This is a genomic window from Dubosiella muris (assembly GCF_004793885.1).
In the GTDB taxonomy this organism is placed as follows: Bacteria; Bacillota_I; Bacilli_A; order Erysipelotrichales; family Erysipelotrichaceae; genus Dubosiella; species Dubosiella muris.
Genome location: NZ_SRYG01000013.1, coordinates 46,741 through 71,848 on the forward strand (window position 1 = coordinate 46,741; position 25,108 = coordinate 71,848).

Below are 25,108 nucleotides of genomic sequence, written 5' to 3' on the forward strand. Positions count from 1 at the left end.
TCAGTCCCCTTCCGGGCGGTTTGGATTCACGATCCGCTCGAGAACGAACCGTCCATCCTCGAACGTGTACTCGAGCACGCAGCAATTATAAAACCGTTCCGTCTTTTTCACCTTGGCGTCCTCTTCCCACTGCCGGTAAAAGTTGGCGATCGCCCCTCCATGCGAAACCACGAGCACGCTTTCGTGTCCCTCCTGTTCCATCAAACGGGTCAGAGTCTCGTTCATGCGCTTTCCAACCTGGGCGCGCGTCTCCCCGCCGCCATATACCGCAAAAAACGTGTCGTATGCCTCCAACGGCGGATTGAGCGCTTCGCTTTCCCCGTCAAACTTGCCAAAATTCATTTCCTTCAATCCTTTGAGCCGGACGTACGGCAGCGACGTCACGAGCTCGAGCGTGTCGCTGGCGCGCTCCGAAGTCGAGCACGCCGCGTCGGTAAAGACGATGCCGTTTTCGTCAAACCACGCTTTCGCCTTCAACGCCTGCGCCTTTCCTAGCTCTGTCAAAGGCGAATCGGTCCAGCCCTGGATCTTTTTCTTCTCGTTGAACATCGTCTCGCCATGCCGCATCAAATACAGTTTTTTCCTCATAAAACAAATTTCTCCTTTTCCGTTTGCACGAACCGGACCAGCTTCATATCGTAACCGTCGATTTCGTATTCGAGAATGCAGCCGTTGCGAAAATCGCGCGGATCCTCGATCGTCTTGTCCCTTGGCAAAGAGCGGAACAAGCCCGAAACCGGAATGCCGTGGCTCACGCACAACACGCACTCATGATCGGGCTGGGCCATGATTTGCACGATCGTTTTGTACGCGCGCACGATCGCCTCTTCCATCGTCTCGCCGCCGACTGTCTTGAAATACGTCGCCATGTCGCCCGATGGAATGTCGGCGTGGAAAGCGCCATCGTACCGGCCAAAGCTCATTTCCCGCAAGCCGGCCGTCGTGAACCGGGGAATATCGTATCCGGCGGTGATGAGGCACATCGTGTCGATCGCGCGCTGCAAATCGGACGCGTAGGCGTGGTCGAAACGAATGCCGTGTTCGTCAAAATACGCCCGGACCTTACGCGCCTGCGCCTTTCCCTTTTCGGTCAGAGGCGAGTCGCTCCATCCCTGGCATCGCTTTTGCACGTTGAATTCGGTTTGTCCGTGACGGACAACATACACTTTCTTTTTCATAATTTTATTATAAAGAAAAAGAAAAAAATTTTCAGAAAAACATTGCTTGATGCGAACTCCAAGGAATATGATGAAAATACCAAAAATATGATAAGGAGAAAGGTTGAACTTATGGAAAAATCAAAAGTGTATTTCACCAAAGACACCGGTTCGAAAAGCCTTGTCCGCCTGTACGAGGCGCTGGGCAAGGAGCTGACAGGCAACGTGGCCGTCAAGCTGCATTCGGGCGAAAAAGGCAATCAAAACTTTTTGCGGCCTGAATTTGTGAAGCCCATCATCGACAAAGTGAACGGAACCGTTGTCGAATGCAATACGGCATACGGGCACGACATGGGCGGGCACCGCTTCAACACGGAAAGCCACCGCCGGGTTCTCAAAGAGCATGGCTGGACGGAAAACTTCGATGTCGACATTCTCGACGCCGAGGGACCGGACCTCGTTCTCGACGTGACAAACGGCAAGATCCTCAAGGAGAACTATGTCGGCAAGGACATCGACAAATATGGATCCCTGCTCGTTCTTTCCCACTTTAAAGGGCACCCGATGGGTGGTTTTGGCGGCGCGCTCAAACAGCTCTCGATCGGTGTCGCCTCCTCGGATGGAAAATGCTGGATCCATTCGACCGGCAAATCCAAAGACATGAAAGACTGCTGGGAAATCCCGATCGAGCACGACGAGTTTCTGGAAGCCATGGCGGACGCGGCGCAAACCGTCCACAACTACTTCAAAGACCATGTCGTCTATATCAACGCCCTTGTCAATTTGTCGGTAGACTGCGACTGCTGCCACGTGGCGGAAGATCCTTGCATGAAAGACATCGGAATCATGATTTCGACCGATCCGGTCGCCATCGACCAGGCGTGCCTGGACATGGTGTACAATTCGACCGATCCGGGACGCGACCATCTTGTGGAGCGCATCGAATCCAGAAACGGACGCCACACGGTGGACGCGGCGGCCGCGCTCGGCTTTGGAACGAAGGAGTACGAGCTGATCGACATCGACAAGTAAAAGCTTCCCTGACGCCAACCGGCGTCTTTTCTTTTGATTGCGCTTTCAATTTTCAGGATAAATAAAGTAAACGCTTACTTTTATATTGTTGAATCTTTTTTATGTATTTCCCTTTGACATTTCAAAAAAAAGGACTATATTGAGGATGTTCAAAGGAGGAACAAACCATGAAATTCAACAAAATCAACAAAATGAAATCCGATGAAATGATCAAACGATATATGAGCTCGAGAACGAGCGACTTTGACTGGAGCATGCCTTCCAGCATTCGGCCGGCTAAATCCAACGTTCAGCTTGGCGCCGTTCAAAAGGCCGTTTTGAACGAGTCCGGCGTGCTTCATTAATTTTCCCCAACGCCTTCGGGCGTTTTTTTTTGTTCCAAAACGCAAAAAAAAACAGCCCTCTTTTATGGCTGTTTGGCCAGACGTTTTGCCGCCCGAAGCAAAAGAAGCTGCCGCTCTTTTTTAAAATGGATCGCGTCCATGAACGAGGCGCCTTTTAAAAGCCATTCCACTTCTTTTCCGGCTTGTTTTTGGTGCTGATACACGTTGGCGATTTCTACAAACAGCTCCGCGCAGCGCAAGCCGTTCGCGTACGCCTTTTTCAAAAAAGTCTTGGCTGGCGTGTAGCGCCGGCGCTTGCGCGCCTCAATGGCTTTCGTAAGATAAAACCGGTACGCCAGGCCGCGCTCGTAATCCGCCAGATTGAATGGCTTCGCGGCTTCGATCTTCAGCTTTTGCGCAAACGGAACCGGTTTCGCCTCCTTCTGCGTATACGAAGACGTCAAAACGGTTTCGCGCAGCCGCGGTCTAATCTTCTCGTACGTCTGCTTCTCAATGCCATACATCCACTCGACACGCCGGCTTTCGTCCTCGAACGAACATTCCATCGCCTTTTGGATCGAGGCTTGAATATATGGCTTAAAATATTCCAGCTGGCCGATCTCGTCCAAAGAAAGCCGAAACAAGCCGTACTCGCATTCTTTCTGGTTGGCAAACGTCCACGTCCAGGGACATTGTTCCAGCAAATCCGCGTTGGCTAAAAGGGAAAACGAGTCGCCCGCACATACGAAGCTGCATACCGGCTTTCCTTTCGCGCGCACCGTGACGACCGAGCTGCCGCTCTTGCCAACACCCCAGTCCGCCTCGCCCATGGAAACAATGGCAGACACGATTTCCAGCTCCCGCTTCGAAAGCGCTTGCGCCACGTTTTTGACATGCCTTTTCAAAGCCGCCTGATCACTCATCAACCGGGCGAGAATGTGTCCGCACGCCACGGCGTCATCCAAAGCCCGGTGGTGGTTTTCCAGTTCGATGGCCAGCTCCTCGCAAACGACGTTGAGCGCGTGTCTTGACATGTGCGGCAGCAGCTTTTGCGACAAGTCGACCGTATCCAAGTATCGAATCGTCGCCGAGTAGCCGAGCCGCTCCAGCGTGGCCTTCAAAAACGCCGTGTCAAAGCCCGCATTGTGGGCGACCACGATTTCCTTTCCTTCCAGCGCGCCGCCCAAAAACCGGACAAACTGTTCCCACACCTCTTTTTCCGGTGGCGCGGTTTGCACCATTTCGGATGTGATGCCGGTCAGTTCGGTAATAAACGGCGAAACGGTTTCAACCGAATGGACGAGCGAGGAAAACGTCTTTGCCGGCTTCCCGTTTTCAAAAAAGCAGGCACCAATTTCGATGACACGCCCGTTTTGGCTGTCCCGGCCATCCGTTTCAAAATCAATAGCGACAAAACAATCCGCGATTTTGTCTAAATCCAGCGGATATTGTTTCATACTCCTTCGCGATACAAATGGTTTCATACCGCCATTATACACCTACACGATTTTTAATAAAATTTTCTACTCCAGCTCCATCCACTCCCGCTGCCATTCGACAAGCTCGCGCAGCGATTCCACATCTTTGTCGTCCAAGATCCGCGTTCTCGTCTCGATGACGCACCCCAGCAAAAACCGGTACACGTCCCTTTTGCGGCGCGCTTCACTTTGATGGCCCAGCGTCTTCAAGGTACGGTGGATGTTTTTACGCCTCGAACGAAGTAAATCCTCCACCAGCGTCAATCCAGCTTTTGTCCATGGATCGCTGGCGATTGGAAGAAGCATTGACAGCTCCTCTTGGGCCCGACTGGTTTCGCCAAGCAAAAAGTATCCCATCGGCAGCAGCCCGAAATTGCCGTCCAAAAGCGTTTCTTTCGTCCGGTTTTCCTCGATGAGCGCGCACCCTTGCGCGAACTCCTTTTGCTGGAAGGCAATCCAGATCCGCTGGTTCACGACTTCCTGCCAAGAAACGCCCTCCGTCTTTTCCAGTTGATCCAGCTGGCGGTTTGCCTCTTCATACGCGCGCATCGAACACAAAAAGCACACCGACTGCATCGTGGCATCCGCGGCCCGGTTCCACTGGTTTTGTTCCACAAACAGCGCTTTCGCCTTTTGCGTGAGGCGCAGTCCCTCCAAAGGATGTCGGGCGCCGATTTCCCGCTGACCGAGCCACAACAGCGCCAGCGCCTCGACTTTCCGGTCGCCGCATTGGCGGGCGAGCCGCAAGCCGGTTTCCAGCAGCCTTCGGGCCTCCCGTCCATCCGTGTTCCAAATTTGGTCGTAACCGGCCACCGCGTAAAAGAGCGCCAGCTCCCGCTCCTCCAACACGTCGTAATCCTGTTCAATGGCTTCAAGCCGCTCGTGCCACGCCTTTTTGTCCTTTCCATAAAACGGTACGTCCAACACAAAATCGAGCAGCTGACGGTGGAAATACCCGTAGTTTATCGCTTGATTTCTGATTTGGATCTCATTGGCTTCTTCCTTGTTCCGTGTGTAAATGGCGTTCCGCGCTTTCGCGATTTGCCCTTTCGCTTCGTCCAGACGACTCCAATCGTCGTCAAAGGGAATTTCGTATCGTTCCATAAAGCGTTGAAACAACGCCTCGTCAACGGCCCGGATTCCTTTTTCCATTTGAAACAATGTCGTTTTCGAAACCGAAAGATCGCCAGCCACGTTTTCGAGGGAAAATCCCCGTTGCGACCGCAACGCCCGCATAAGCGCGCCTTGAACGTGGCTTTTCTCGTTTTTTCCAGTCTTCAACATTCCTGAATATCCTTTCCTTGAGAAAATACAGCTCCATTATAAAATGATTTCAAACGAGAAAGGAAGACTTTATGATTCGTCGACTGTTTTTTCATCAAAATCGCCTGCTCGCGCAAATTTTTTTCTGGCTCGTGCTGGCGGCCGTCGTGGAACTCGGAAGCGCCGTCGTGTTCGGCTTGCTCATCGACCACATCGCCGATTTGAACCGCCTTCGCTTTTACGCGATGTGCGCCGGGTTCATCGTTTTGCATTTCATCGCCCAGTACGGCCGGGAGCGGATCATGGAGAAAGCGAAGCGCCAGACGCGGGTGACTTTGCTCGAGGGCGCGATCCAGGCGTACCTGGCCGAGTCGAACATAACATTTCACCAAACGGAATTGAACGCCTACTTGAACAAGCTGTCCACCCAGATGGACACGCTCATGGACCAGTACATGACGCCGTTGCTGAAGGCGATGGGGCTGGCCGTCAACTTCGTATTTGGCTGCGTGTACTTTTTCACCCTTTCCCCGCTGATCCTTTGCTTTTTGCTGGCGGGCAGTATCGTCATGGTCGGTTTCAACGCGCTGTTTCAAACGAAGCTGAAGGCAAGCCAGCAGGCGGTACTCGACCAGCAGAGCCAGTGGCTGGCCCGCGTCCAGACAATGTACCACAACTTTTCGGTCATCAAAAACTACGATTTGGAAAAGCGGGAACAAAACACGTTGCGAAAGACGATTCACGCCGGCGCGGACGCGATATACGCCAATCATCTTCTTCTGGCCAGGCTGGATGCGATCAATTTCGAGATCGGCTACGTGTTGTTTTTCGGGCAGGTGTTTTTGTGCGGACTTCTGCTGCGAAGCGGCGCGGCGGCCGGCCTGGCGGTCAGCGCGATGCAGGTGTCCAACACGATCACGAATCCGGTCATCAACTTTTCGACGATTCGCAACCGGCTTGTATCCAACGCGCCGATCCTCGCCTCGTTTTTGGCGTTGCGCGATCGAGCGGTTTCCTCTTCCATTCCAAGTGAGGATCCCAACTCGATCCCGGTTCAAATCGACAAGCTCGTCATCCAGGGCAAAACGATTCTTCATGACATCGACTTCACGTTCCGCGCTCATGAAAAGGTCATGATCGTCGGCCCGTCGGGTTGCGGCAAGACGACGTTGTTCAACGTGATCAAAGGCGACATCGCGCTCGATCCGCCGCTGCCCGACTTTCACGCGTATTGTTCGATCGTCGAGCAGGACGCGCCGTTGTTTCCAGACAGCGTGGCGGACAACATTTGTCTGGATACACCACGCGACGAAAACCGGCTCGCCGAGGTTTTGGATCTAGTTGGACTTTCCCATTTGGATCCAAACCAAAGGCTGCGTTTGGATCACGACGTTCTTTCGGGCGGCGAACGCCAGCGCATCCAGCTGGCCCGGGCATTGTACCAGCGACGGCCTTGGCTTTTGCTGGACGAGGCGTTTTCCGCGCTGGACACGCAAACGACCGCGGCCATTGAACGCGTGTTTGTGGAATGTTCCGAATTGGCGATGGTTTCCATTTGCCACAAACCGGTCGCGGCCAATATGGCGCTTTACGATGCGATCGTCTTCATGGAACGGGGAACGATCCAGCGTGTGCAAAGAAAAGAAGATTGAGAAAAAGGAAATCGGATTTCGCGAAACGGATTTCTTTTTCTATACCTCCCGCACCAAAAACGCGCAATTTACACTTTTTCAAGGGACTTTTTAATTTCTGCGCAAAAAAGGACAGCTTGCACTGTCCCAAAGTATCTATTCCGCTTTCACAAACGTGAAGAAATCCAGCGCCTCGATCAAATCAAAGATTTCCTCCTCGCTCGCGTCGACATACCCCAGCAAGTTGCGCTGGCCGTCGTTTTTCATCGGCTTCAGCACGATTTGCACTTCGCCCGCATAATGGCGTAAGTGATCATTCACGATGACGACGTCGCCACGCTCAAACATCGGCTTGTCGCAAACGCGCGGTTTGATTTCCTCTTTGCCGCACGCCATCCGGCTCAACCGGGAACGTAGCATATAGTTCAAACAATCGCCCAGATCGGCGTGAAAGCCAAAGTACAACCGCTCCTTTTCCGCCTCGCTCAATCCTTCTTCCTCGTGAATCAAAAAAGGAATGCGAACGAGCTGTTCCTTTGGCACGGTCTTGCCATGCATCGCGTACATGCTTCGCAAAGCGCGCGCCATTTTCGGATCCACTTCTTTTAAAGAAACCGTCGCCTTGTCCAAAACCCGCGCCACGGCTTCCAGCTCTTGCTCGCTGGCGAACGCGTTGCCAAACAGCGCCAGGTCGATCGTCTTCATCGCCAGCATGTGCTTGAGCTGGGCGCTCACCGGCATATCCCGGTGTTCCTCGATTGTCGGCAGCCCGTCCGATACCGGCCACGGGCCATGCGTTCCTTCCACCTGCGAGTTCAAAAACATCGCGACCGGAATGCCCAGCTTGTGAAAATGCGCGTTCATCCCTTTGATTTGCTCATAGCTTGGCGCCGTATAGCGCTGCGGATAAAAGTTGTGGCACGTGGAGATCCGCTCTTTTTCCGCTCCGTGCGCCAGCGCGTTGTCCACCACGCGAATCATCGACGTGTTGTATTCGATCCGGATGCCAAACGGGTTGTTGATCAGTGCCGCGTCCCGCTCGTCCCCATACGGACCATCCATCCGAAGAATGTCAATGCCCATTTCGTTAAAGACCGAAAGGTCGTCATAGCTGGCGCCAATCTTTTCAAAAAACCACGTGTTGACGTCGCCGTCGACCACATACCCCAGCCCGTGGGCGATGTCCGTTAGTTTTTTAAAATAATCCACGATTTCCTTTCGCGTTCCATCGACCGAAAAGATGGACGTGAAAATCGTGTCGAAGCCGTATTTCGCTCCCAATGTCAAATACGCCTCGATTTGTTCCAGTGTTTCCTGTTCCGGATACACGCTCAATCCAAGTTTCATGTTCGTTTCTCCTTTATTCTTTGGATTCATTATAAAGAACAATCCAAAGCGAAGGGAACAAATCTTTTCCTAACGCCGGAATGTTTTTTACTTCACCTCGTCATACGATATGACTTGCACGTCGTTGTCTTTCAGCCATTGTTTGACGTCCGGATCTATCGTCATTTGCACTTCCAGCGTTCTTGGCTTGAGCAGCGAGGATGTTTTTAAAATAAACGCGTCCAAATAGCCCGGGTGGAGCACCATCATCGGAACGACATTCTCGTCATAGTCCGCCAGCGCCATCCGCTTCAACGTTTCAAACGGGTCGTAATCTTTGTCGTTGAAATGAAAATTGCTTGCCATCCAGCTGTTTTTAAACGGAACCGGTCCGCTAAAGCTCATTCCCAAATAGTGCAAGCCATGCCGCTTCGCCACGATTTCCAGTCCCTTGAAAAAGTTGTCGCTTGCCACCGCGTGTCCTTCAAAGTAGCCCGGCTTTCTGCCCGTGATTTCCTTGAATTTTTCATATTGCGCTTCGATTTCCAAAACGACCTCCTCCAGGTCGACAAAATCCTCTTTCGCCGAACGATATGTCTTTGAGCTTTTGAAATTGCCGTTTTCGTCCACAAGCGATGGAATATCCTTCGGATCGCAAAGCGGTTTCCCCACACAAATGTTCGTATGCTGTCCGATACACACATCGAGATCCTTGATCAAATCAAACCCGTTTTTCGCTTCCGGCATGTTCGGCATCAGTCCCACCGACCGCACGATACCATGCCGAACGCTGTCCATAATGCCGTAGTTCACACCCCGCGAATAGCCCAAATCGTCCGCTCTTACTAAAATCTGCTTCATTTTCCTTTTCTCCTTTTTTCCTTTATTGTATCGAATAAGAAGAGCTACGGAAGAATGTTTCTTCCGCGGCCCGTCTTTGGATTAAATTTCCAATACAGGTTCCAGCTCCTCGGCCTTTTCCACTTCGTCCTCTTCCTCGAAGCCCCCTAAGATGTACGTCAAGACCGCGGTTGCCAGCATGCCAAGCACGGAAGCGATGATGCCATTGACTAAATTGCTCGTTCCTCCGGCCACAAAGCCAAGGACTGACAAAAAGTTCGTCGCGCCCAGCACATAGGTACTTACATGCGTAATCCCCGCGTACAAGCCACCAAGCAGGCCACCGCCAAGCAGCGCCAGAAACGGTCGTTTGTAGCGCATGCCGACACCAAACAGCACCGGCTCGGTCACACCGCCAAGAATACCCGACACGAAATATCCAAAGCTTTCCGCTTTTTCCTCTTTGTTTTTTTGCTTAAAGAACGCGCCCAGCGCCATACCGAACGCGGACCATGTCGCGATTCCTCCGGCAACAAGCACAAACGAATCGCTTCCTGTCTGAAGCATCGTCGTAATGGCGAATGTAATCAGCACCGCGTGCATGCCCGTCATGACAAGGAACTCCCACAGCGCCGCGACAACCGCTACCGCGACAAAGCCGCCCACATCGCCAAAGCCAATCAGCAAATCGCCTACCCACGCGCCAATATAGCCGCCAATCGGACCACAGACGCAAAACAGAAGCGGAACCATGACAGCGAGGGTCAGTGTCGGCACAAAAATCGTCGACAACACATCCGGAACGACTTTTTTAAAGAACGTTTCCACGACGCTCATGATCGCGACCGCCAGTAAAATCGGCAAAACGGATTGCGCGTACGACTGCACCGGCGCGCTCAACAAGCCGTAAATCGAAATCGACTCCTTTGTTCCGATCAAGTTGACAAAATCCGGCACCAGCAGCAACGTTCCCATCATCATGCCTAGCGTGACGTTGGCGCCCAGCTTCTTGGCCGCCGAATACCCGAGGAATACCGGCAGAAAGTAATAGAACGCGTTGTAAATCGCGTTCAACAGCAAGTACGTGTCACTCTCGGCGCTAATGAGCTTTAACATGTCCGGCCCAATCAAAACAAGCACGGTTTTGAACATCGCCGCTCCGATCATGACGCCAATCAGCTGCGTCATCGCGCCCGACATATAGTTCATGATGTTCGATCCGATCGTTTTCAACGTCAGTTTCTCCTTAGGCTGATCAAGGTTTTCCTCGATCGCGGCATGTTGCTGGAAGCCGCCCGTTTCGCACACCGCCTTGTACACCTTTGGCACGTTTTGCCCAATGATGATCTGGTACTGGCCGCCCGAATGCGCGACGCCCAGCACGCCTTTGATTTTCTTTACCTTTTCGTCGTCCACGATGCTTTCATCTTTCAAATTCAGGCGCAGCCGCGTCATGCAGTGCGTCACAAACGAAATGTTTTCTTTCCCGCCCACAAGCTCTAAAACGCTTGCCGCGATTTGCTGGTTTTTTTCCATCTTTCTTTTCCTCCTAAAAAATAAAACCCAAAAACACCATTAAAAGTTTTTGGGTCATGCCCTGTTTTCCAGGTTACAATCCTCGTTGAATAAATCGGTTGATATGGATCATCAAATACAGGATCTCGTCCTGCGAACAATCCGCGGAATATTCTTCCTTCAAAAAATCGTTGATCTTCATCGCCGTCTTGAACGAATCCGGATACTTTTCCATCATCAGGGCGAACAAGTCGCTCGTTTCGTCTTTGAACTCCTCGTGACGGTCCTTGCGCTTCACAAAATAGGCGATGTGGTTTTTAAACCGGTAGTAGTTTAAATCCTTTCGGGAAATCTGAATGCCGAAATCGTGCTCGATCGTCGCGATGGCGAACTTCAAGATCCGGTCCGACCGCTGCGACGCCGTTTCCGTCTTCCCTTTCCTGTCCCCGATCTGGTTGTTGATTAAATGCATCGCGATGCATGTGATCTCGCCTTTAGGCATCTTCACCCGAAAGTTGTGGTTCACGTTTTTCACGATCCAGTACGCCCGCTTGTTTTCCTGCGGATACTCCTGCTCGATTTCATCCGAGTAGGGAAACTGGATCGCCATCCCTTTGTTGAAGCGTTCCAGCGCGAACGTGATATGGTCCGTCAAAATAAAGACGAGGTTGGGATTCCATTCCGCGATGATTTTGGTCGAAACCACGTTCATCATTTTCGTGCACAACAACAGCACGCGCTCGTCCACGCTGTTGATCAAATCATAGTAGCGAGGATCAATATCATAGTATGTCCGGTCGATTTTCGAAAGGTCGTTCAACTCGTAAGGAATCGCCGGAAACCCAACGCCTTTTCCAAACACGATGACTTCCTTTTCGTTTTGATCCAGTCCGATCGCCACGTTGTTGTTGATTTTCTTAATAATCCGCATCGTCTTCCCTTTCTAAGCCTGAATCAGCACATCACCCGCCTTGACTTGCTTCGGATTCACTTTGATTGGCCGTTTGAATCCTTCCGTAAAAACGACCATCGTCGTCGTTTCGAATCCGTTTTTCTCGATCACATCTTGATCAAAATCCACGATTGGCTGCCCGATTCGCACCTCGTCGCCTTCCTGGATGAGCGTCTTGAACCCTTCTCCTTTCAAGTTTACCGTATCCAGTCCGATGTGGACAAGCACATCCACGTTGTCTTTTGTCCGGATGCCCACCGCGTGTCCGGTCGGAAAAACGGTGACCGCCGTCCCCGCGACGGGAGCGAGGACCCGCCCGTTTTCCGGCTTGATGGCAAAGCCTTCACCCATCATCTTTTTTGAAAACACCCCGTCGTTCACACTCGACAAATCAATAAGTTCCCCGCTCAATGGAGCCGCCACGACCAGTTTCGACCGTTTTGGCGGTTCCGCCTTTTTCTTTAACCCAAACATACACCCTCCTTTTTCGTAAAAAAAACTCCCCGTCAACATTCACCATGCATTTGACCTTCGTCAATCACAGGTAATGCCTCCAAGGAGTTACAAACCTTATTTCTGGCTATATCCTAACGCCTGATGTAAGCGTTGTCAATCCCTTTTTCCGAATTAGTGAAACAAAAACTTCATGATCTTTTCGCGCAGCTTCCCCTTCAGCAAAAGACGGTCGCACGCTTCCTGCGCGCTGAGTCCTTCCTCCAGCATAAGACGCTGGGCCAAAATCACAAAGGTCGAAACCGCCTCGCCGATTTCCTCATCTCTATTTCGTTTCTCTTTGTCCCAGCGCTGCTTCTCCAAAAGCCACGCTTTCTTTTCCTTCTCCATCTTCTCTTCCAGCACCGTGTTCATATACTGCTCGAATGCCCCCGCCATCACGACACCTCCTTTCGTTGGTTCGGTCTTTTCCGATTGAATGAGCGAATCCAGCACGGACTCCACGATCCGGTCCGCGCTAAACGCCTTCAAAACCTCCAGCGTTTCCCAGTACATGATTTTCATGTCGGGATCGCCCACAAAAAAGTCCGCTTCCGTTCCTAGTCTTTGCGCCTGCAAATACCGGGCGATCGCCCGAAAATCACCATGCAGATACCCTAAAACCTCCGCCGTCAAAAAAGCGATATTCTCTACATTTATTTTATAATCCGCGCTCAATCGTTTCAAGTTTTCACAGTCATTTTGCGGCATTGACTGCGCCAACGTGCGCGGTTTCCACTCCTTTTTTCCATAATGAAGCACAATCGTCACACAGGGGATCCGATACGACAAGTCATCCGGCTCCAGATGGATTTCCCGTCCGCTTTTTTTCGCGCAACGAATTTTTTTACGGGTTTGCCGGATCTTCATCATCATCCAGTGCCACGTCGTCGCGTCGTACGTCAAATTGCGAATGTCCATATCCGGATCTATCCCCGTCTGGTTTTCAAAGCCAATCAGGAACCAGGGCCTGCGTTCTTCGTCCACAACCAGAGCGAGCGTATCCCGGTCAAAATACCGAAACATCCCGTTTCGATGGATTTTTCCCTGCATAGTCAAAAAAACGATTTGTTCCGGTTTTACTTTTGGCGTCCCGTCAAACACGAACGTGTTCACCAAAGACGCGAAAATTTCTTTGATGGAGAGGAGTGCTTTCAAACTTCTGTCTTTATCCAGAAAATTTCCTCCTTCATAATCATAATTAAGTGCGATGAAATTGGATCCAAGTGGATCGAAAAGAAAAAAAAATTTTAAAAAAATGGAATTCCGTTTTCTATTATGTCAAACTTGGCCAAAAGACGCAACCCCTCCATACCATTTCCCCTTTTTCTGTTTTTCTCTTCCATACAAGTTTTGATTTTTCCCAAAATCCTCCCCCATTTCTGATATAATGAAAAAAGAAAATCAACCAAGAAAATTATAAAAGTAAGAGGAGAGAGAATGTAATGAAAAAAACAAGTTCGATTCGCAAACGAAACCTAATTGTCGGGATCAGTCTAAGCGTCGTCGCGATTCTGGCCGCTATCGGTTTTTTTATGTTCCTGCCCAAAGACACGATCGAAGCCAAAGAACAAGTGGAAGTTCCGTATGGCGAAGCCATCCGTCTGGAACCCGCGCTCTTTCTGGAATCCGATGCCGAAGGCATCACGATTGAAAGCCCGCTGCTGAGCGATTCGTCCAAATACACCTACGACGCTACGACGAAAAAAGTGACCACGAAAGGAAAAGACGCGCTCGAACCCGGCACCTACGCCATCACGCTTGTTCGAGGCGATCAAAAAGTCAGCTCCAAGCTCGTCGTCAAAGAAGTCGATTCCACCGACAATCCGCGCTTCATCGGCTTCCCGGAACTTGTCGTCGTCGAGCAGGACGCCATCGACTTCGACTTGGCAAACTACTTCCTCGCGATTGCGAACGATCCGGTCCGCATTGAAACCGACGCCGTCGACATCACGAAGCCGGGCGAAAACACGATCAAAGTCAAAGCCATCTGCGAAAACGGCAAAATTTTGGAACAGGAAGTCAACGTGAAAGTCGTCAGCGCCAAAGACGTCGCCAACGGCGGAACCCTCTCGTCCATGGTGGACGGACTCGTTCCGCTCAGCCAGCAAACCTGGGACGCCCTGAACAGCGGAACCCAGACATCCATCTCGATCGCGCCGCAACCAAAGGAAATCGAGACGATTTTGCTCCAAAAGGAAAAAGGAACGCTGAAAAACGCGATTTCCTACACCAAACCGGACGGTAAAAAATACTTCGATCCGGAAACGTTCAAACCGGAAGGCGCCCCGGCCGAAACCAAAACCGAAGCCGAGCCAAAGGCGGCCGAGCCGGAAACAAACGCCTCGAATCAAACACCAGCATATCAGGAACCATCCTACTACAACCCGGGAACGTACTATCCACCAACCGATCCAGGAACATCCGATCCAGGTAACTCGGGAACGACCGATCCGGGAACATCCGATCCAGACAACTCGGGAACGACTGATCCGGGAACATCCGATCCGGGTAATTCAGGAACGACCGATCCGGGCGCGTCCGACCCAGGCAACTCGGGAACGACCGATCCGGGAAATTCAGGATCGACCGAACCAACTCCTGTCGATCCAATCACGCCACCGGAAGGCGGTGCCGACAGCCAGTAACCAAAAAAAACCGATGGAATCATTCGCCATCGGTTTTTGCTTGTTCATTTTTTTTGGAAAGCCGCTGTTTTTCGCTCTTTTTATACGCTTCCAGACCCTCTTTTTTACAAAACGACTGAAACGGGCATTCTTCGCATTTCGGATTGCGCGCCGTGCAAAAATAGCGGCCGAAAAAGATGAAATCGTGATGCGCCTGGTTCCAACGGTCCCGGTCGATCTTTCGCTTCAGCTTTTCCTCCACCTTCTCCACGGTGTCGCCAAACTTCGCCAGGCCAAGCCGCTTGCTCACCCGATCCACATGGGTATCCACCGCGAAGCTTGGAATGTCGAACGCGACGCTGCGCACGACATTGGCCGTCTTTCGTCCCACGCCCGCCAGCGACTGCAATTCTTTGTACGTGCTTGGCACGACGCCGTCAAACCGCGCCATCAAATCCCGGGCCATCGAAACGATGTTTTTCGCTTTCGAACGATACAAACCAATCGAGCGGATGTACGGTTCGACATCCGCCGCCTCGGCTTTGGCGAGGCTTTGCGCGTCCGGATACGCTTCAAACAGTTTCGGCGTCACTTTGTTGACGGAAGCGTCCGTTGTTTGCGCCGACAAAATCACCGCCACGACCAGCTGAAACGTCGAGTCGTGGAAAAGCTCGCATTGCGCGTCCGGAAAAATCGTTTCGATTTTTTCGACGATCTCATTACCCGTCATTACCGGATCCCGCTTTCGATATCTTCCGTGCTCAGCCCCTTGTTGCTCCAGGAAATGAGCACGTTCTCAATGTACGTCAAATTGCGCTTGTTGTAGACGGACGCCTCGTTCAACGCGCAAATCACCTGCCGCTCCGTGAATTTTTCGGACAAATCTAAAATTTTCTGCATTTCCTGCGGACTCAGATCGCGTCCGAATTCATCCTCGAATTCCGAAATCAAGCTTTTGGAAAGCTGTTTTCCAGGCACTCTTGTCATCCGTACGAGCCCGTCCAGACAGAACACGACTTTTCCGTTCACAAAGTCGATCGTCAAATACCCTTTCGTGGACAAAATCTGAAAAATCGTATCCACTTCCTCTTCGCTGATTTTCGCCTTTTGCGCGAACGCCTCCGTCGAAATCGGAAGGTCGTGCCGGTTGTAATGCGCGATCAGCAGCACGATAAGCGCCTCTTTCGCGTCCAGCGTCAAATTCTCCAAATTAGAAAAGATCCACGCGCACTGGTCGATCCAGGGCGCGGACCAGTCAATATTTTGTGCCATCCTCTATACCTGCCTTTCATAAACCCGGGTGAACGTGTCGTAGTCGAGCAAAAGCATTCGATCCGATCCGATCACTTCATAGCATGGACTGTTGTATCCAAACGTCAGCTCCACCGTGCTTGGCTCGATCCCGTATTCCTTTTGGGCGATTTCGCGCGCTTTTTCATAGTCCAGCGTTCCGATGTCCCGCGTCGTGATTTCGTCAAGCTTCTGGTCGAACCAGTACAGCGTGTCTTCTGTATAGCCTTGATACGTCACATAGTCGAATATGTTTTGCCGCAGCCCTTGAATGCCCGGCACCTTCTTTTCGATTGTCGCGTACGCCTTCGCCAGCTGCTCGTCATGCACCCGCGCCGGGCCGCTAATAAACAACGACCATAAAAGCGCGAACACAAACAAAAAGGTGAACACCAGCGTCAATGTCATCGGGAACCCGTAATACGAGGAACCCCCTCTTTTTTTCGTTTTCTTCTTTAGCACTGCCATGGGCCCATTATAGCATAGAAAAAAAAGGAGAGAAACTTCCCTCCTTACGCCTGCGCGCACCACGCCGCGATCACATCGGCCGCCTGCCGGCTGGCCAGCGCCGCGAACTTTGAAAATTCCATCGGATTGTCGGCATGGTGCACGACATCCGACAACGTCCGCAGCACCAAAACCGGTTTTTCAAACGCGATCGCCACTTGCGCGACGGCGCCCCCTTCCATTTCCGCGCACGCGCTTTGCGGAAACCGATCCATCAGCTTCGCGAAATCCTCGGGACGGGCCATGAACAAGTCCTGCGTCGCGATCGTCCCCACATGGTACGGAATATCGAGCTGTCTGGCAATCGCCGACGCCTTCCGGACCAGTTCGGGCCGAACTGGAAACCGCAAGCCGATCCCCTCTTCGCCATCGAGCGGACTCGAGTCAAAATCCGCCTGCACGAGCGCGTCGGAAATCACCAGGTCGCAAACGTGCTGGCCGGACCGCAAGCCGCCCGCCACCCCGACATTCATCACCAGGTCGACAGCTGGCTCCATGCATACGATCGTGGCCGCCATCGCCGCGTTCACCTTGCCGACACCACTTAGGCAGGCGACGATCGCCTGCCCGTTCAGCGTGCCGTAATGCAGCCGCGTCGTACCGGTCCGTACTTGTTTTTCCTCTTTAACATGGGCGAGGACCGCTTGCAGCTCCTCCTCCATGGCGCAAATGATTCCAATCATTTTATCCTCTTTTCCTTTTGCATACAAAAAAATACTTCTCGCCCGCCGCGATGCCTTCCACGTCGAAATCCTTCGTCACCGACACGATGTCAAACCACGGCTCGAGCGCCTCCTCTAAAAACCGCGGGGCGTACACCCGCTGCATATGATGCTCCTGAACCACCGATCCATCCGCGAGATAAAATGCGAAGTCCTGATACACGAAGTCGTCCTCCGCCATAATCGACCACTGGTACTGGACGCCGTCTTCAAAGGCGCCCGTCTCGTTAAACTCGTCCGCGAATTCATCCAGCCGGTCCAGCGCATGCGTGTCGAAGAAAAACAAGCCGCCCGCCTCGATATGGCCGGCCACCTGTTCGAAAAAACGAGCGACGTCCTGCTTTTCCAAAAGATAGTTGAAGCTGTCGCACAAGCACACCACCGCCTCGTACATTGGCAAACCCGTCAAATCGAGCATGTCCCGCACGGAAAACCCGATCAGGCGTTCCGGATCTTTTTGTTTCGCCTGCTCCACCATGTCCGCGCTTAAATCCAGCGCGTCCAGCCGGTGCCCGACCCGCGCCAGCCGTTCCGTGATTTCCCCCGAACCGCACGCCAGCTCCAGCATTTTCTTTCCGGGATGGAACGACTCGATCCAGTCCACATACGCCTTTGTCGCCTCGTCGTCTTTGACCAGCGCGTCATAGTAGCGCGCCAGCGTGTTATACATCATAGCGTTCCGCCAAAACGTCGGCATACAAACGATCCAGCCCGTATGCGTTCCGTTCCTCGCCCACAAACAAATGCACGACGATTTCCTTCAAGTCGATCAAAAGCCATTTCGACTCCTTCATGCCTTCCTCGCGAATCTCGCCCGTGTAGCCGGCTTCCTTGAGCCGGTCGCGAATGTTGGCCGCGATCGCGTTGTTTTGCCGCAAATTCGATGACGACGCCACGACCATCGTATCCAGAAACGGCGTGAGCGAGCGCACGTCATACACGTCGATGGCTTCGCCTTTCCGCTCCGAAATCGCGTTCAATACGATATTCAATACATCCATTTATTTCCGATTCTCCTTCTTTTTCACATATTCGTCGTTTTGCGCTTTGGTTTTTTCAAACCCTTTGTAAATATCGCGCTTGCATTCCTCGATCAAGTCGTAGCTGTCATACCCGCGCAGCGGATCCAGCTTGTCGGCGCAATACACCATCATCGCGTACGGATCGCCGCTTTGACCAAGGACGTGCCAGTGGATCGCGTTGGCGATTTGCCAGTCATCCATAAAGAAAACCGACCGCACCACCTGTCCGCCCACAAAGCCGTGCCAAATCGCCGGATGGGCGTCGAGGTACTTGGGGGCGATCGCCTTGATCCACGCCCGCATCTGGCTAGGCGCCAGCTCCTTGCACACATCGTGGAACAGCCCCGCCAAATACGCCTTGGTCGGATCGTATCCGTTTTCCAGCGCGAACAGCTCGCAAAGATCCGCCACCGAACACGAATGCAAATACCGGTGCTCATGCACCCGCGACTTAATAAAATCCTTCACATACAGCCGATGCGCGTAAATGTAATCCAAAACGCGCCGGTCGACATAATTCAAGCCTTGACCAAGCCGAACCATCGACGAGGACACCGGCACCGCCTCCATTTTGACGCAAGGCAAGCCGCACGGATTGGCCCCCACGCTTCCTTCCCGCTCCACGCCGACGACGTCCGCCAGCTCCAGCAGCTGTTCGTGGTCGCGCCACCGGTCGAACTGCGCGACCTGGTCGGCGCCAATCAAAACCGTGAACTTCGTGTCCGGATAGCGGGCCGTCAGCTCCCGCAGCGTGTCGATCGTGTACGATTTTTCCGCGCGCTCGACCTCGATGGGATCGCAGCGAAAACGCGGCTCGTCCTGGATCGCGAGCGCAATCATCGCCAGACGATGCGAGTCGCTCGTCAGCACGCGGTCTTTGAGAGGCGTCTCGTACGTCGGGATGAACCACACTTCATCCGCGCCCAGCTGTTCGAGGGCGGTGCGCGCCATCGTCAAATGACCGCGGTGGATCGGATCGAACGATCCGCCAAGCAGCGCCACATGCCTCATTTTTTCAATCCCATCTTGTTTTCCTTGCTGCGCCGGTACAACACGAAGGTCCGGCCGACAAGATGGACGACTTCGGAATGCGTGTTGGCCGCGCATTCGATCGCCGCCTCGCGCGCGTCAAGAGGCGCCGTTTTGAGCAAGCTGACTTTCACAAGCTCGTGCGCTTCCAGCGCCAGATCAAGCGACTCGTACAAATTCATCGAAAGCCCCGATTTTCCGATTTGCACCAGGGCGCTCATTTCCTGCGCCTGTCCTCTTAAATATTTTTTATCCTGATTGTTCAACATGTTAAATCATTGCCTTTCTAAACGTCACAAAGATGCCTTTGTGCACTCTTACGTAAATTTCCTTAATATCGCCCGACACGCAAAACCAGCCGATTCCATGAATGACGACATCGAGCTTCCCGTCAAAAGCGGGCGCCTGGTACACCTGCATGGAATCTGGCGACGAATCCAGCGTCGGCGAAAGCATGCCGCCAATATGGCGCTGCCACAGCGCGTCCGCCTTCTCCACTTTGCCACGATGCACGCTCAGGCTGCGCGAAAAGTAAGCCACGACCGTCGCCTTGCCGTTTGTATACACGTCCATGCGGGCCAGACCGCCCACCGCGAACGACTGGTTTTCGTAAATCTGGGTCACAAGCGGTCGAATCGGCTTCGTTGGAATGAGCGTTTTCAAATCTTTGGGCTCCACGTGGGTGAGCACGCTGTGCGGATCTTCGATGCCGGGCGTGTCGTAAAGGATATGGTCGCCGTTTTCAATCGTCACCACGTCGATCGTCGTTCCAGGATTGCGCGAAGTCGTCAAGTCGTTGGAAGCGAGCAGCCGGTTGATCAGCGTCGATTTTCCCGAGTTGGCGACCCCCATAAAGATGATGTTTTGATGCGCGGCGTAACGGTGTATGGCTTCGTCGAGCGTCGCCATCGACGCGTTTGCCTCCTCGCCGCCTTTGAGCAAGCCGCCCAAAATGATTTTGGCTTCCACCCGAATGTGTTCCTCGGCCAGACGCTCGTCCACGAAATCGAAAATCTTGCGGTCGGTGAGCGTCTTGGGCAGCACGTCGCGTTTCGTAAGCACGAGCACGATCTTTTTTCCCGGCAGCTTTTGGTTCAGCCGGGAAATCAGGCTCGATTCAAACGCGAACAAGTCCACGACCCAAAACACGACGCCTTCCAGACGGTCGATTTTTTCAAACGTCTCGCTCGATTCGATTCCCTGCTGCAAGTTGATCGTCACGTCGCCATAATGGCGAATGCGATAGCACCGCTGGCAATACGACGAATCCAGCGTCGGCACATAGCCAATCGCGTTTTCATCGTCGTTTTGGAGCCGGGCCCCGCATCCTTTGCAGTATTTAGTCATCAAAATCCCCCTTTTTCAAAATATTGTTTTTTTCAAAATGCCGATAGATGAACCCTTCGAAAAACCGGTTGATCCGGGTGTCGAGTTTGTCCTTTTCAATGATCGGGGCGGTCAAAATCGTGTACACCCCCGCCAGATGTCCGCCAAGCATATCCGTCAGCAGCTGGTCCCCGAGCAGCGCCGTCTGTCTTGGCGAAACGTGAAAGTGGCGCATCGCTTTTTTCATGTTGCGCGCCAGCGGCTTGAACGAGAGATAGTACACTTTTTCCACGTCAAGATCGCGCGCGAACCGCTTGGCTCTGGCCGGCGCGGCGTTCGAACACAGCGCCACCTGGATGCCATGGGCTTCCACGTCGCGCAAAAAACGCTTCACCTTCGCGTTCGAATCCGGGTCGTTGTAGGCGACCAGCGTGTTGTCGATGTCGCAAAGCAGAAGTTTGATTCCTCTTTTTTTCAGACGGTCCAAATTTATTTTTTCAAAATTGCGGACATAGTAATCCGGTTTGAATAAACGCATTTATTTTACCTCACATTTCGCAAAGCGATCCATGAGCGCCTGGGCGCTCTTGATGCCGTCGATCGCGCTGGTCACGATGCCGCCCGCGTACCCGCTGCCCTCGCCGCACGGATACACGCCCGACAAGCTGCTCATCCGCGTTTCCTTGTCGCGCACGAGCCGCACCGTCGGATTGCTTCGGGACTCGATGGCGGACAGCACGGCGCCCGACGAAACAAAGCCGGGAACCTTGCGTTCAAACGCCTCCAGCGCCTCGTGGAGGGAGGCATTGAGCTGCGGCGGAAAGAGCGTGTTCAAGTCGACAAACGAATAGCCCAAAGCGTACGAAGGCTCTACGCCTTCCAAATGGTCGCTCGTCTGCCCGCGCAAATAATCGGACGCGAGCTGGACAGGCACCTTGTAGTTTTCCGTCATCGCGTACGCCTTGCGCTCCAGCGCCTCCACGAATCGCTCGCCATCGAACAAATTCGTCCCATAATCGGACGCGTCGCACTGGATGAGCAGCGCGCTGTTGGCGTTCGTGCCCGCCCGATCGGCGTATGACATGCCGTTGACGACAAGCTGTCCGGGCTGGGCGGCGCTTGGAATGACGTATCCGCCCGGGCACATGCAAAACGTGTACACCCCTTTATGGTTGGACGTCATTTCCGTCAGCGTGTACCGGGCCGGAACGAGGCGCGGGTCGTCTTTGAAATCGCCAAGCATCGCCTCGTTGATAAACGCCTGGGTGTGCTCGATGCGCACGCCAATCGGAAACGGCTTGTTTTCCAAACGCATGCCTTTTTCGTATAGCGCGTGCACCGTATCCATGGCGCTGTGCCCGATCGCGAGCACGCACGCCTGGCAGTCGATCGTCTTTTCGTTGGCGACCAGCGCGCAAAGCGCCCCCTCTTCTGTCACGACGTCCTCGACCTTCGTGTCGAAAAGAAACGTCGCGCCCATTTTGATCATGTCGTCGCGCATGCGCTCGATAATGCCGGCCAGTGCGTCCGAGCCGATATGCGGATAGGCATCGATCAAAATGTCGGGATCGGCGCCATAATGAACCAGCTCCTCCAAAACCTTTCGAAGCAGCGGATCTTTCGTCCGGCTCGTCAGCTTGCCATCCGAAAACGCGCCGGCCCCGCCTTCGCCAAACTGGACGTTGCTTTCGGGGTCCAAAACGCCTTCTTTCCAAAACCGGTTCACATCCGCCTGCCGCTTTTTGATCGAGGAGCCCCGCTCGATCACGACAGGGCGATAGCCTTGCTGGCTGAGCACGAGCGCGGCGAACATTCCCGCCGGGCCAAACCCGACGACCACCGGCCGGTTCGTCAACGGGATGTTCCCTTTCGGGACGAAATCAAAGCGCTCGTTTGGCTTTTTGACGACATCCTTGTGCTTTAAATACTTTTTTTCGTGGTGCACCTTGGCGTCCACGGTCCATGAAAACGTCACGTGGTGCCCGCGGGCGTCCACGCTTCGCCGATACAAGTGGAAGTCGATCAAGTCGGCTTCCGGCATATTCAGTTTTTGGAGCAGGGCGGCCCGAATGTCCTCGCGCTGCCGGCTGCTTGTTTTTATTTGATGTACTCGAATCATGGATTCATTATAACACCAACCCGTCTTTCGACAAAAAAAGGCGCTTGTTTTCACGCGCTTTGCCAGCTTTGATGACAAAACCATAAAAACACCATGCGCGTCCTGCCAAAACCGCATGGTGTTTTCGTTTAGTCGAACAGTTCCGGGTGATGTTCCATCCAATGCCGCGCCAGGCCGTCGTGATCGTTGTCGATCGCCGTGATCTCGTCGGCGCACGCCTTCGTGTCGTCGGTGCCGTTGGCCAGGCAGACGCCAAGGCCGGCTTGCGAAAGCATCTCGTTGTCGTTGGTCGTGTCGCCGCACGCCATGATCGCCTCAACCGGCAAATCGAGCTGCGCGCACAAGATGGGGAGGGCAAGCGCTTTGGACACGTCGGGATCGGACACTTCCATAAGCGTTTCCTGCGTCTTGAACCATTTCAATCCCGGTGTTGGTGTGTCCTGCAAAAAGCGTTCCATCTCCGCGACGGTTTGACCGTCCTTCGTGCGAAACATCACTTTCACGCACGGCGACTGGCACAAGGTGTCCAGGTCGACTTCTACCGGCTGCTTGCCGGACTTGAGCGCCGAGGTGCGAATGACTTCATCGACTTTGAGCGCGTGGATCAAAGGGCCGCGATACAAAAACGGAATGCAGTCGAAGTGGTCCTGCATCAAGGTGACGGCGGTTCTCAAGCGCTGGCAGTCGAGCTCGTGGGAAATCGAGTACGCGCCGGTGACGTTGTTTTGGACTTCGCAGCCGTTCAAGCCGACAAGCACATCAAAATCAAACGGCAAATCCCACTTTTTCAAATGGAACGAAATGTCGTCGACCGGACGGCCGGAAGCGATCCCAAGCAAAATGCCGGCGGCATGGAGCCTGGTCAAGGTTTGTTTGGTGAGCGGTGTCATGTCCCAGCTCGAGTTGACGATCGTTCCGTCAATGTCGAGCAGGATGAGTTTTATTTTTTTTTCCATGCTTTCATTGTACCGCATTTTTCCGTGCGCAAATACAAATTCTCCGCCGCTTTTTGGTTTTCGTTATGGTAAGATGGAATACGAATAAAAAAGAAGGGGGAATTTTTATGGAACGCGAAAAACTTGGTTCCAGACTTGGCTTTATCCTGCTGTCGGCGGGCTGCGCGATCGGCATCGGCAACGTCTGGAAATTTCCATATGTCGCCGGGCAAAACGGCGGCGCGATTTTTATTTTGATTTACTTGTTTTTCCTTGTCGTGCTCGGCATCCCGGTCATGACGATGGAATTTTCCATGGGCCGGGCCGCGAAACGCTCCTGCGCGAAAATGTACAACGAGCTGGAGCCCAAAGGCTCGAAGTGGCACCACCACAGCAAGTTCGCCATCGCCGGCAACTACTTGCTTATGATGTTTTACACGACCGTCGCCGGATGGATGCTCAAATACTTTGTCGACATGGCGACCGGCCGGCTCGACTTCTCCACCCCGGAAACCGTCGCCGCCCACTTCACGGCCATGAACCAGGACCCGTGGACGCTCGTCTTCTTCATGGGTCTTGTCGTCGCCATCGGATTTGGCGTGTGCGCGCTCGGACTGCAAAACGGACTGGAGCGCATCACCAAATGGATGATGCTGGCGCTGCTGGCCATCATGGTCGTGCTGGCCGTCAACTCGCTGTTTCTTGACGGCGCCCAGGAAGGGCTCGCCTTTTACTTGCTGCCAAGCTGGAGCCGCTTTCAGGAAGCCGGCGCCCTCAACGTCATCGTGGCGGCCATGAACCAGGCGTTCTTCACTTTGTCGCTGGGCATTGGCGCCATGGCCATCTTTGGCTCCTACATCGACAAAGACCACGCGCTCATGGGCGAGTCCATCAACGTCGCCCTGCTGGACACGTTCGTGGCCATTACCGCGGGCTTGATTATCATTCCGGCCTGCTTCGCGTACAACGTGGAAGTAAGCGCAGGCCCGTCGCTCATTTTCATCACGCTGCCCAACTTGTTCCACAACATGCCACTGGGCCGCTTGTGGGGCGCGCTCTTTTTCGTCTTCATGTCATTTGCCGCCCTCTCGACGGTTCTGGCCGTGTTTGAAAACATCCTGTCCAGCACCATGGAGCTGTTTGGTTGGCCGCGCAAGAAGGCGTGTCTGGTCAACCTTGTCGTCGTCTTCGTGTTGTCGCTGCCTTGCGCGCTTGGATTCAACGTGCTTGAAAACATCGCGCCGCTCGGCGCCGGAACGACGATTCTGGACTTTGAGGACTTCCTCGTTTCCAACATCATGCTGCCACTGGGCTCGCTTGTCTTCGTGCTGTTTTGCACCTGGAGCCAGGGCTGGGGCTGGGAAGCGTTTCAAAAGGAAGCCAACACGGGACAGGGCGTGCAAGTCAAACCCTGGATGAAAAACTACTGCCGCTATGTCCTGCCTTGCGTGATTCTCGTCGTGTTTGTTTTGGGACTCGTTCCTTTTCTTGCTTAGATGCCATAAGGCATCTTTTTTATTCC

General features: G+C 53.2%; 27 protein-coding genes. 5 read left to right on the forward strand and 22 right to left on the reverse strand.

Features of this window, described 5'->3' with window-relative positions:
- Together E5336_RS07255 and E5336_RS07260 are read right to left on the reverse strand one after the other, a co-directional pair.
- On the reverse strand, positions 1-588 hold the full coding sequence (locus E5336_RS07255; RefSeq protein WP_135980447.1) for a histidine phosphatase family protein: 588 nt from the start codon (positions 586-588) through the stop codon (positions 1-3).
- Entirely contained in the window at positions 585-1,178 is a 594-nt protein-coding gene (locus tag E5336_RS07260) for a histidine phosphatase family protein (protein WP_135980448.1), read from the reverse strand. Before E5336_RS07260 ends, E5336_RS07255 begins: the two co-directional genes overlap by 4 nt.
- A 111-nt stretch (positions 1,179-1,289) precedes the next feature.
- Here E5336_RS07260 and E5336_RS07265 point away from each other — a divergent pair, with 111 nt between their 5' ends.
- Both E5336_RS07265 and E5336_RS12405 read left to right on the forward strand, forming a co-directional pair.
- Positions 1,290-2,189: a DUF362 domain-containing protein gene (locus E5336_RS07265; RefSeq protein WP_135980449.1), complete on the forward strand. Its 900-nt coding sequence runs from the start codon at positions 1,290-1,292 to the stop codon at positions 2,187-2,189.
- 167 nt (positions 2,190-2,356) lie between these two features.
- The gene (locus tag E5336_RS12405) at positions 2,357-2,533 is read left to right on the forward strand and encodes a hypothetical protein (RefSeq protein WP_168353590.1); all 177 of its coding nucleotides are present in this window, start codon (positions 2,357-2,359) and stop codon (positions 2,531-2,533) included.
- A 62-nt stretch (positions 2,534-2,595) separates the two neighbouring features.
- Here the strand turns inward: E5336_RS12405 and E5336_RS07270 are convergent, their stop codons facing one another.
- Positions 2,596-3,996, reverse strand: coding sequence for a 3'-5' exonuclease (locus E5336_RS07270; protein ID WP_135980450.1), 1,401 nt, complete (start codon positions 3,994-3,996; stop codon positions 2,596-2,598).
- Between the two features lie 39 nt (positions 3,997-4,035).
- The gene (locus E5336_RS07275) at positions 4,036-5,274 is read right to left on the reverse strand and encodes a helix-turn-helix domain-containing protein (protein ID WP_135980451.1); all 1,239 of its coding nucleotides are present in this window, start codon (positions 5,272-5,274) and stop codon (positions 4,036-4,038) included.
- 71 nt (positions 5,275-5,345) lie between these two features.
- Here E5336_RS07275 and E5336_RS07280 point away from each other — a divergent pair, with 71 nt between their 5' ends.
- Positions 5,346-6,905, forward strand: coding sequence for an ATP-binding cassette domain-containing protein (locus E5336_RS07280; RefSeq protein WP_135980452.1), 1,560 nt, complete (start codon positions 5,346-5,348; stop codon positions 6,903-6,905).
- Between the two features lie 135 nt (positions 6,906-7,040).
- Here E5336_RS07280 and E5336_RS07285 read toward each other — a convergent pair whose 3' ends face one another.
- The 6 genes from E5336_RS07285 to E5336_RS07310 form a co-directional block, all read right to left on the reverse strand.
- Positions 7,041-8,231 (reverse strand): MupG family TIM beta-alpha barrel fold protein, encoded by a 1,191-nt coding sequence (locus tag E5336_RS07285; RefSeq protein ID WP_168353591.1) that lies wholly within the window; start codon positions 8,229-8,231, stop codon positions 7,041-7,043.
- Between the two features lie 87 nt (positions 8,232-8,318).
- A complete protein-coding gene (locus E5336_RS07290; RefSeq protein ID WP_135980454.1) occupies positions 8,319-9,071 on the reverse strand; it encodes a ChbG/HpnK family deacetylase in 753 nt (250 codons plus the stop codon).
- An 81-nt stretch (positions 9,072-9,152) separates the two neighbouring features.
- Positions 9,153-10,586 carry a PTS transporter subunit EIIC gene (locus E5336_RS07295; RefSeq protein WP_135980455.1) on the reverse strand — a complete coding sequence of 478 codons (1,434 nt, stop codon included), beginning with the start codon at positions 10,584-10,586 and terminating at the stop codon, positions 9,153-9,155.
- A 73-nt stretch (positions 10,587-10,659) separates the two neighbouring features.
- Positions 10,660-11,496 carry a PRD domain-containing protein gene (locus E5336_RS07300; RefSeq protein ID WP_135980456.1) on the reverse strand — a complete coding sequence of 279 codons (837 nt, stop codon included), beginning with the start codon at positions 11,494-11,496 and terminating at the stop codon, positions 10,660-10,662.
- A gap of 12 nt (positions 11,497-11,508) precedes the next feature.
- Positions 11,509-11,991, reverse strand: a complete 483-nt coding sequence (locus E5336_RS07305; RefSeq protein ID WP_135980457.1) for a PTS sugar transporter subunit IIA — start codon at positions 11,989-11,991, stop codon at positions 11,509-11,511.
- 153 nt (positions 11,992-12,144) lie between these two features.
- Positions 12,145-13,167: a hypothetical protein gene (locus E5336_RS07310; protein WP_135980458.1), complete on the reverse strand. Its 1,023-nt coding sequence runs from the start codon at positions 13,165-13,167 to the stop codon at positions 12,145-12,147.
- Positions 13,168-13,454: 287 nt separating this feature from the next.
- Here E5336_RS07310 and E5336_RS07315 point away from each other — a divergent pair, with 287 nt between their 5' ends.
- A complete protein-coding gene (locus E5336_RS07315) occupies positions 13,455-14,657 on the forward strand; it encodes a hypothetical protein (protein ID WP_135980459.1) in 1,203 nt (400 codons plus the stop codon).
- Positions 14,658-14,676: 19 nt separating this feature from the next.
- On the opposite strand, the gene nth is transcribed toward E5336_RS07315, so the two are convergent.
- The 12 genes from nth to E5336_RS07375 all read right to left on the reverse strand — a co-directional run bounded on the left by nth (position 14,677) and on the right by E5336_RS07375 (position 23,607).
- The gene (nth, locus tag E5336_RS07320; protein WP_135980460.1) at positions 14,677-15,366 is read right to left on the reverse strand and encodes an endonuclease III; all 690 of its coding nucleotides are present in this window, start codon (positions 15,364-15,366) and stop codon (positions 14,677-14,679) included.
- The gene (locus E5336_RS07325; RefSeq protein ID WP_135980461.1) at positions 15,366-15,908 is read right to left on the reverse strand and encodes a DnaD domain-containing protein; all 543 of its coding nucleotides are present in this window, start codon (positions 15,906-15,908) and stop codon (positions 15,366-15,368) included. The genes nth and E5336_RS07325 overlap by 1 nt, the downstream gene beginning before the upstream one ends.
- Before the next feature lie 3 nt (positions 15,909-15,911).
- Complete coding sequence (locus tag E5336_RS07330; RefSeq protein ID WP_135980462.1) at positions 15,912-16,394, reverse strand: hypothetical protein; 483 nt, start codon at positions 16,392-16,394, stop codon at positions 15,912-15,914.
- Positions 16,395-16,438: 44 nt separating this feature from the next.
- Positions 16,439-17,116, reverse strand: coding sequence for a 5'-methylthioadenosine/adenosylhomocysteine nucleosidase (locus E5336_RS07335; protein ID WP_135980463.1), 678 nt, complete (start codon positions 17,114-17,116; stop codon positions 16,439-16,441).
- Position 17,117: 1 nt separating this feature from the next.
- Positions 17,118-17,828, reverse strand: a complete 711-nt coding sequence (locus E5336_RS07340; RefSeq protein WP_135980464.1) for a class I SAM-dependent DNA methyltransferase — start codon at positions 17,826-17,828, stop codon at positions 17,118-17,120.
- Positions 17,818-18,156: a ribosome silencing factor gene (gene rsfS / locus E5336_RS07345; RefSeq protein WP_135980465.1), complete on the reverse strand. Its 339-nt coding sequence runs from the start codon at positions 18,154-18,156 to the stop codon at positions 17,818-17,820. Before rsfS ends, E5336_RS07340 begins: the two co-directional genes overlap by 11 nt.
- Positions 18,157-19,188 (reverse strand): nicotinate (nicotinamide) nucleotide adenylyltransferase, encoded by a 1,032-nt coding sequence (nadD, locus tag E5336_RS07350; RefSeq protein ID WP_168353592.1) that lies wholly within the window; start codon positions 19,186-19,188, stop codon positions 18,157-18,159. It lies immediately after the preceding gene.
- Positions 19,185-19,475: a YhbY family RNA-binding protein gene (locus tag E5336_RS07355; protein WP_135980467.1), complete on the reverse strand. Its 291-nt coding sequence runs from the start codon at positions 19,473-19,475 to the stop codon at positions 19,185-19,187. Before E5336_RS07355 ends, nadD begins: the two co-directional genes overlap by 4 nt.
- A gap of 1 nt (position 19,476) precedes the next feature.
- Positions 19,477-20,553 carry a GTPase gene (locus E5336_RS07360; RefSeq protein WP_135980468.1) on the reverse strand — a complete coding sequence of 359 codons (1,077 nt, stop codon included), beginning with the start codon at positions 20,551-20,553 and terminating at the stop codon, positions 19,477-19,479.
- Positions 20,546-21,070 (reverse strand): YqeG family HAD IIIA-type phosphatase, encoded by a 525-nt coding sequence (locus E5336_RS07365; protein ID WP_135980469.1) that lies wholly within the window; start codon positions 21,068-21,070, stop codon positions 20,546-20,548. Before E5336_RS07365 ends, E5336_RS07360 begins: the two co-directional genes overlap by 8 nt.
- Positions 21,071-22,651, reverse strand: a complete 1,581-nt coding sequence (locus E5336_RS07370) for an NAD(P)/FAD-dependent oxidoreductase (RefSeq protein WP_135980470.1) — start codon at positions 22,649-22,651, stop codon at positions 21,071-21,073.
- A gap of 128 nt (positions 22,652-22,779) precedes the next feature.
- Complete coding sequence (locus E5336_RS07375) at positions 22,780-23,607, reverse strand: HAD-IIB family hydrolase (RefSeq protein ID WP_168353593.1); 828 nt, start codon at positions 23,605-23,607, stop codon at positions 22,780-22,782.
- Positions 23,608-23,714: 107 nt separating this feature from the next.
- Here E5336_RS07375 and E5336_RS07380 point away from each other — a divergent pair, with 107 nt between their 5' ends.
- Positions 23,715-25,082: a sodium-dependent transporter gene (locus tag E5336_RS07380; protein WP_135980472.1), complete on the forward strand. Its 1,368-nt coding sequence runs from the start codon at positions 23,715-23,717 to the stop codon at positions 25,080-25,082.
- Positions 25,083-25,108 lie beyond the last annotated feature (26 nt).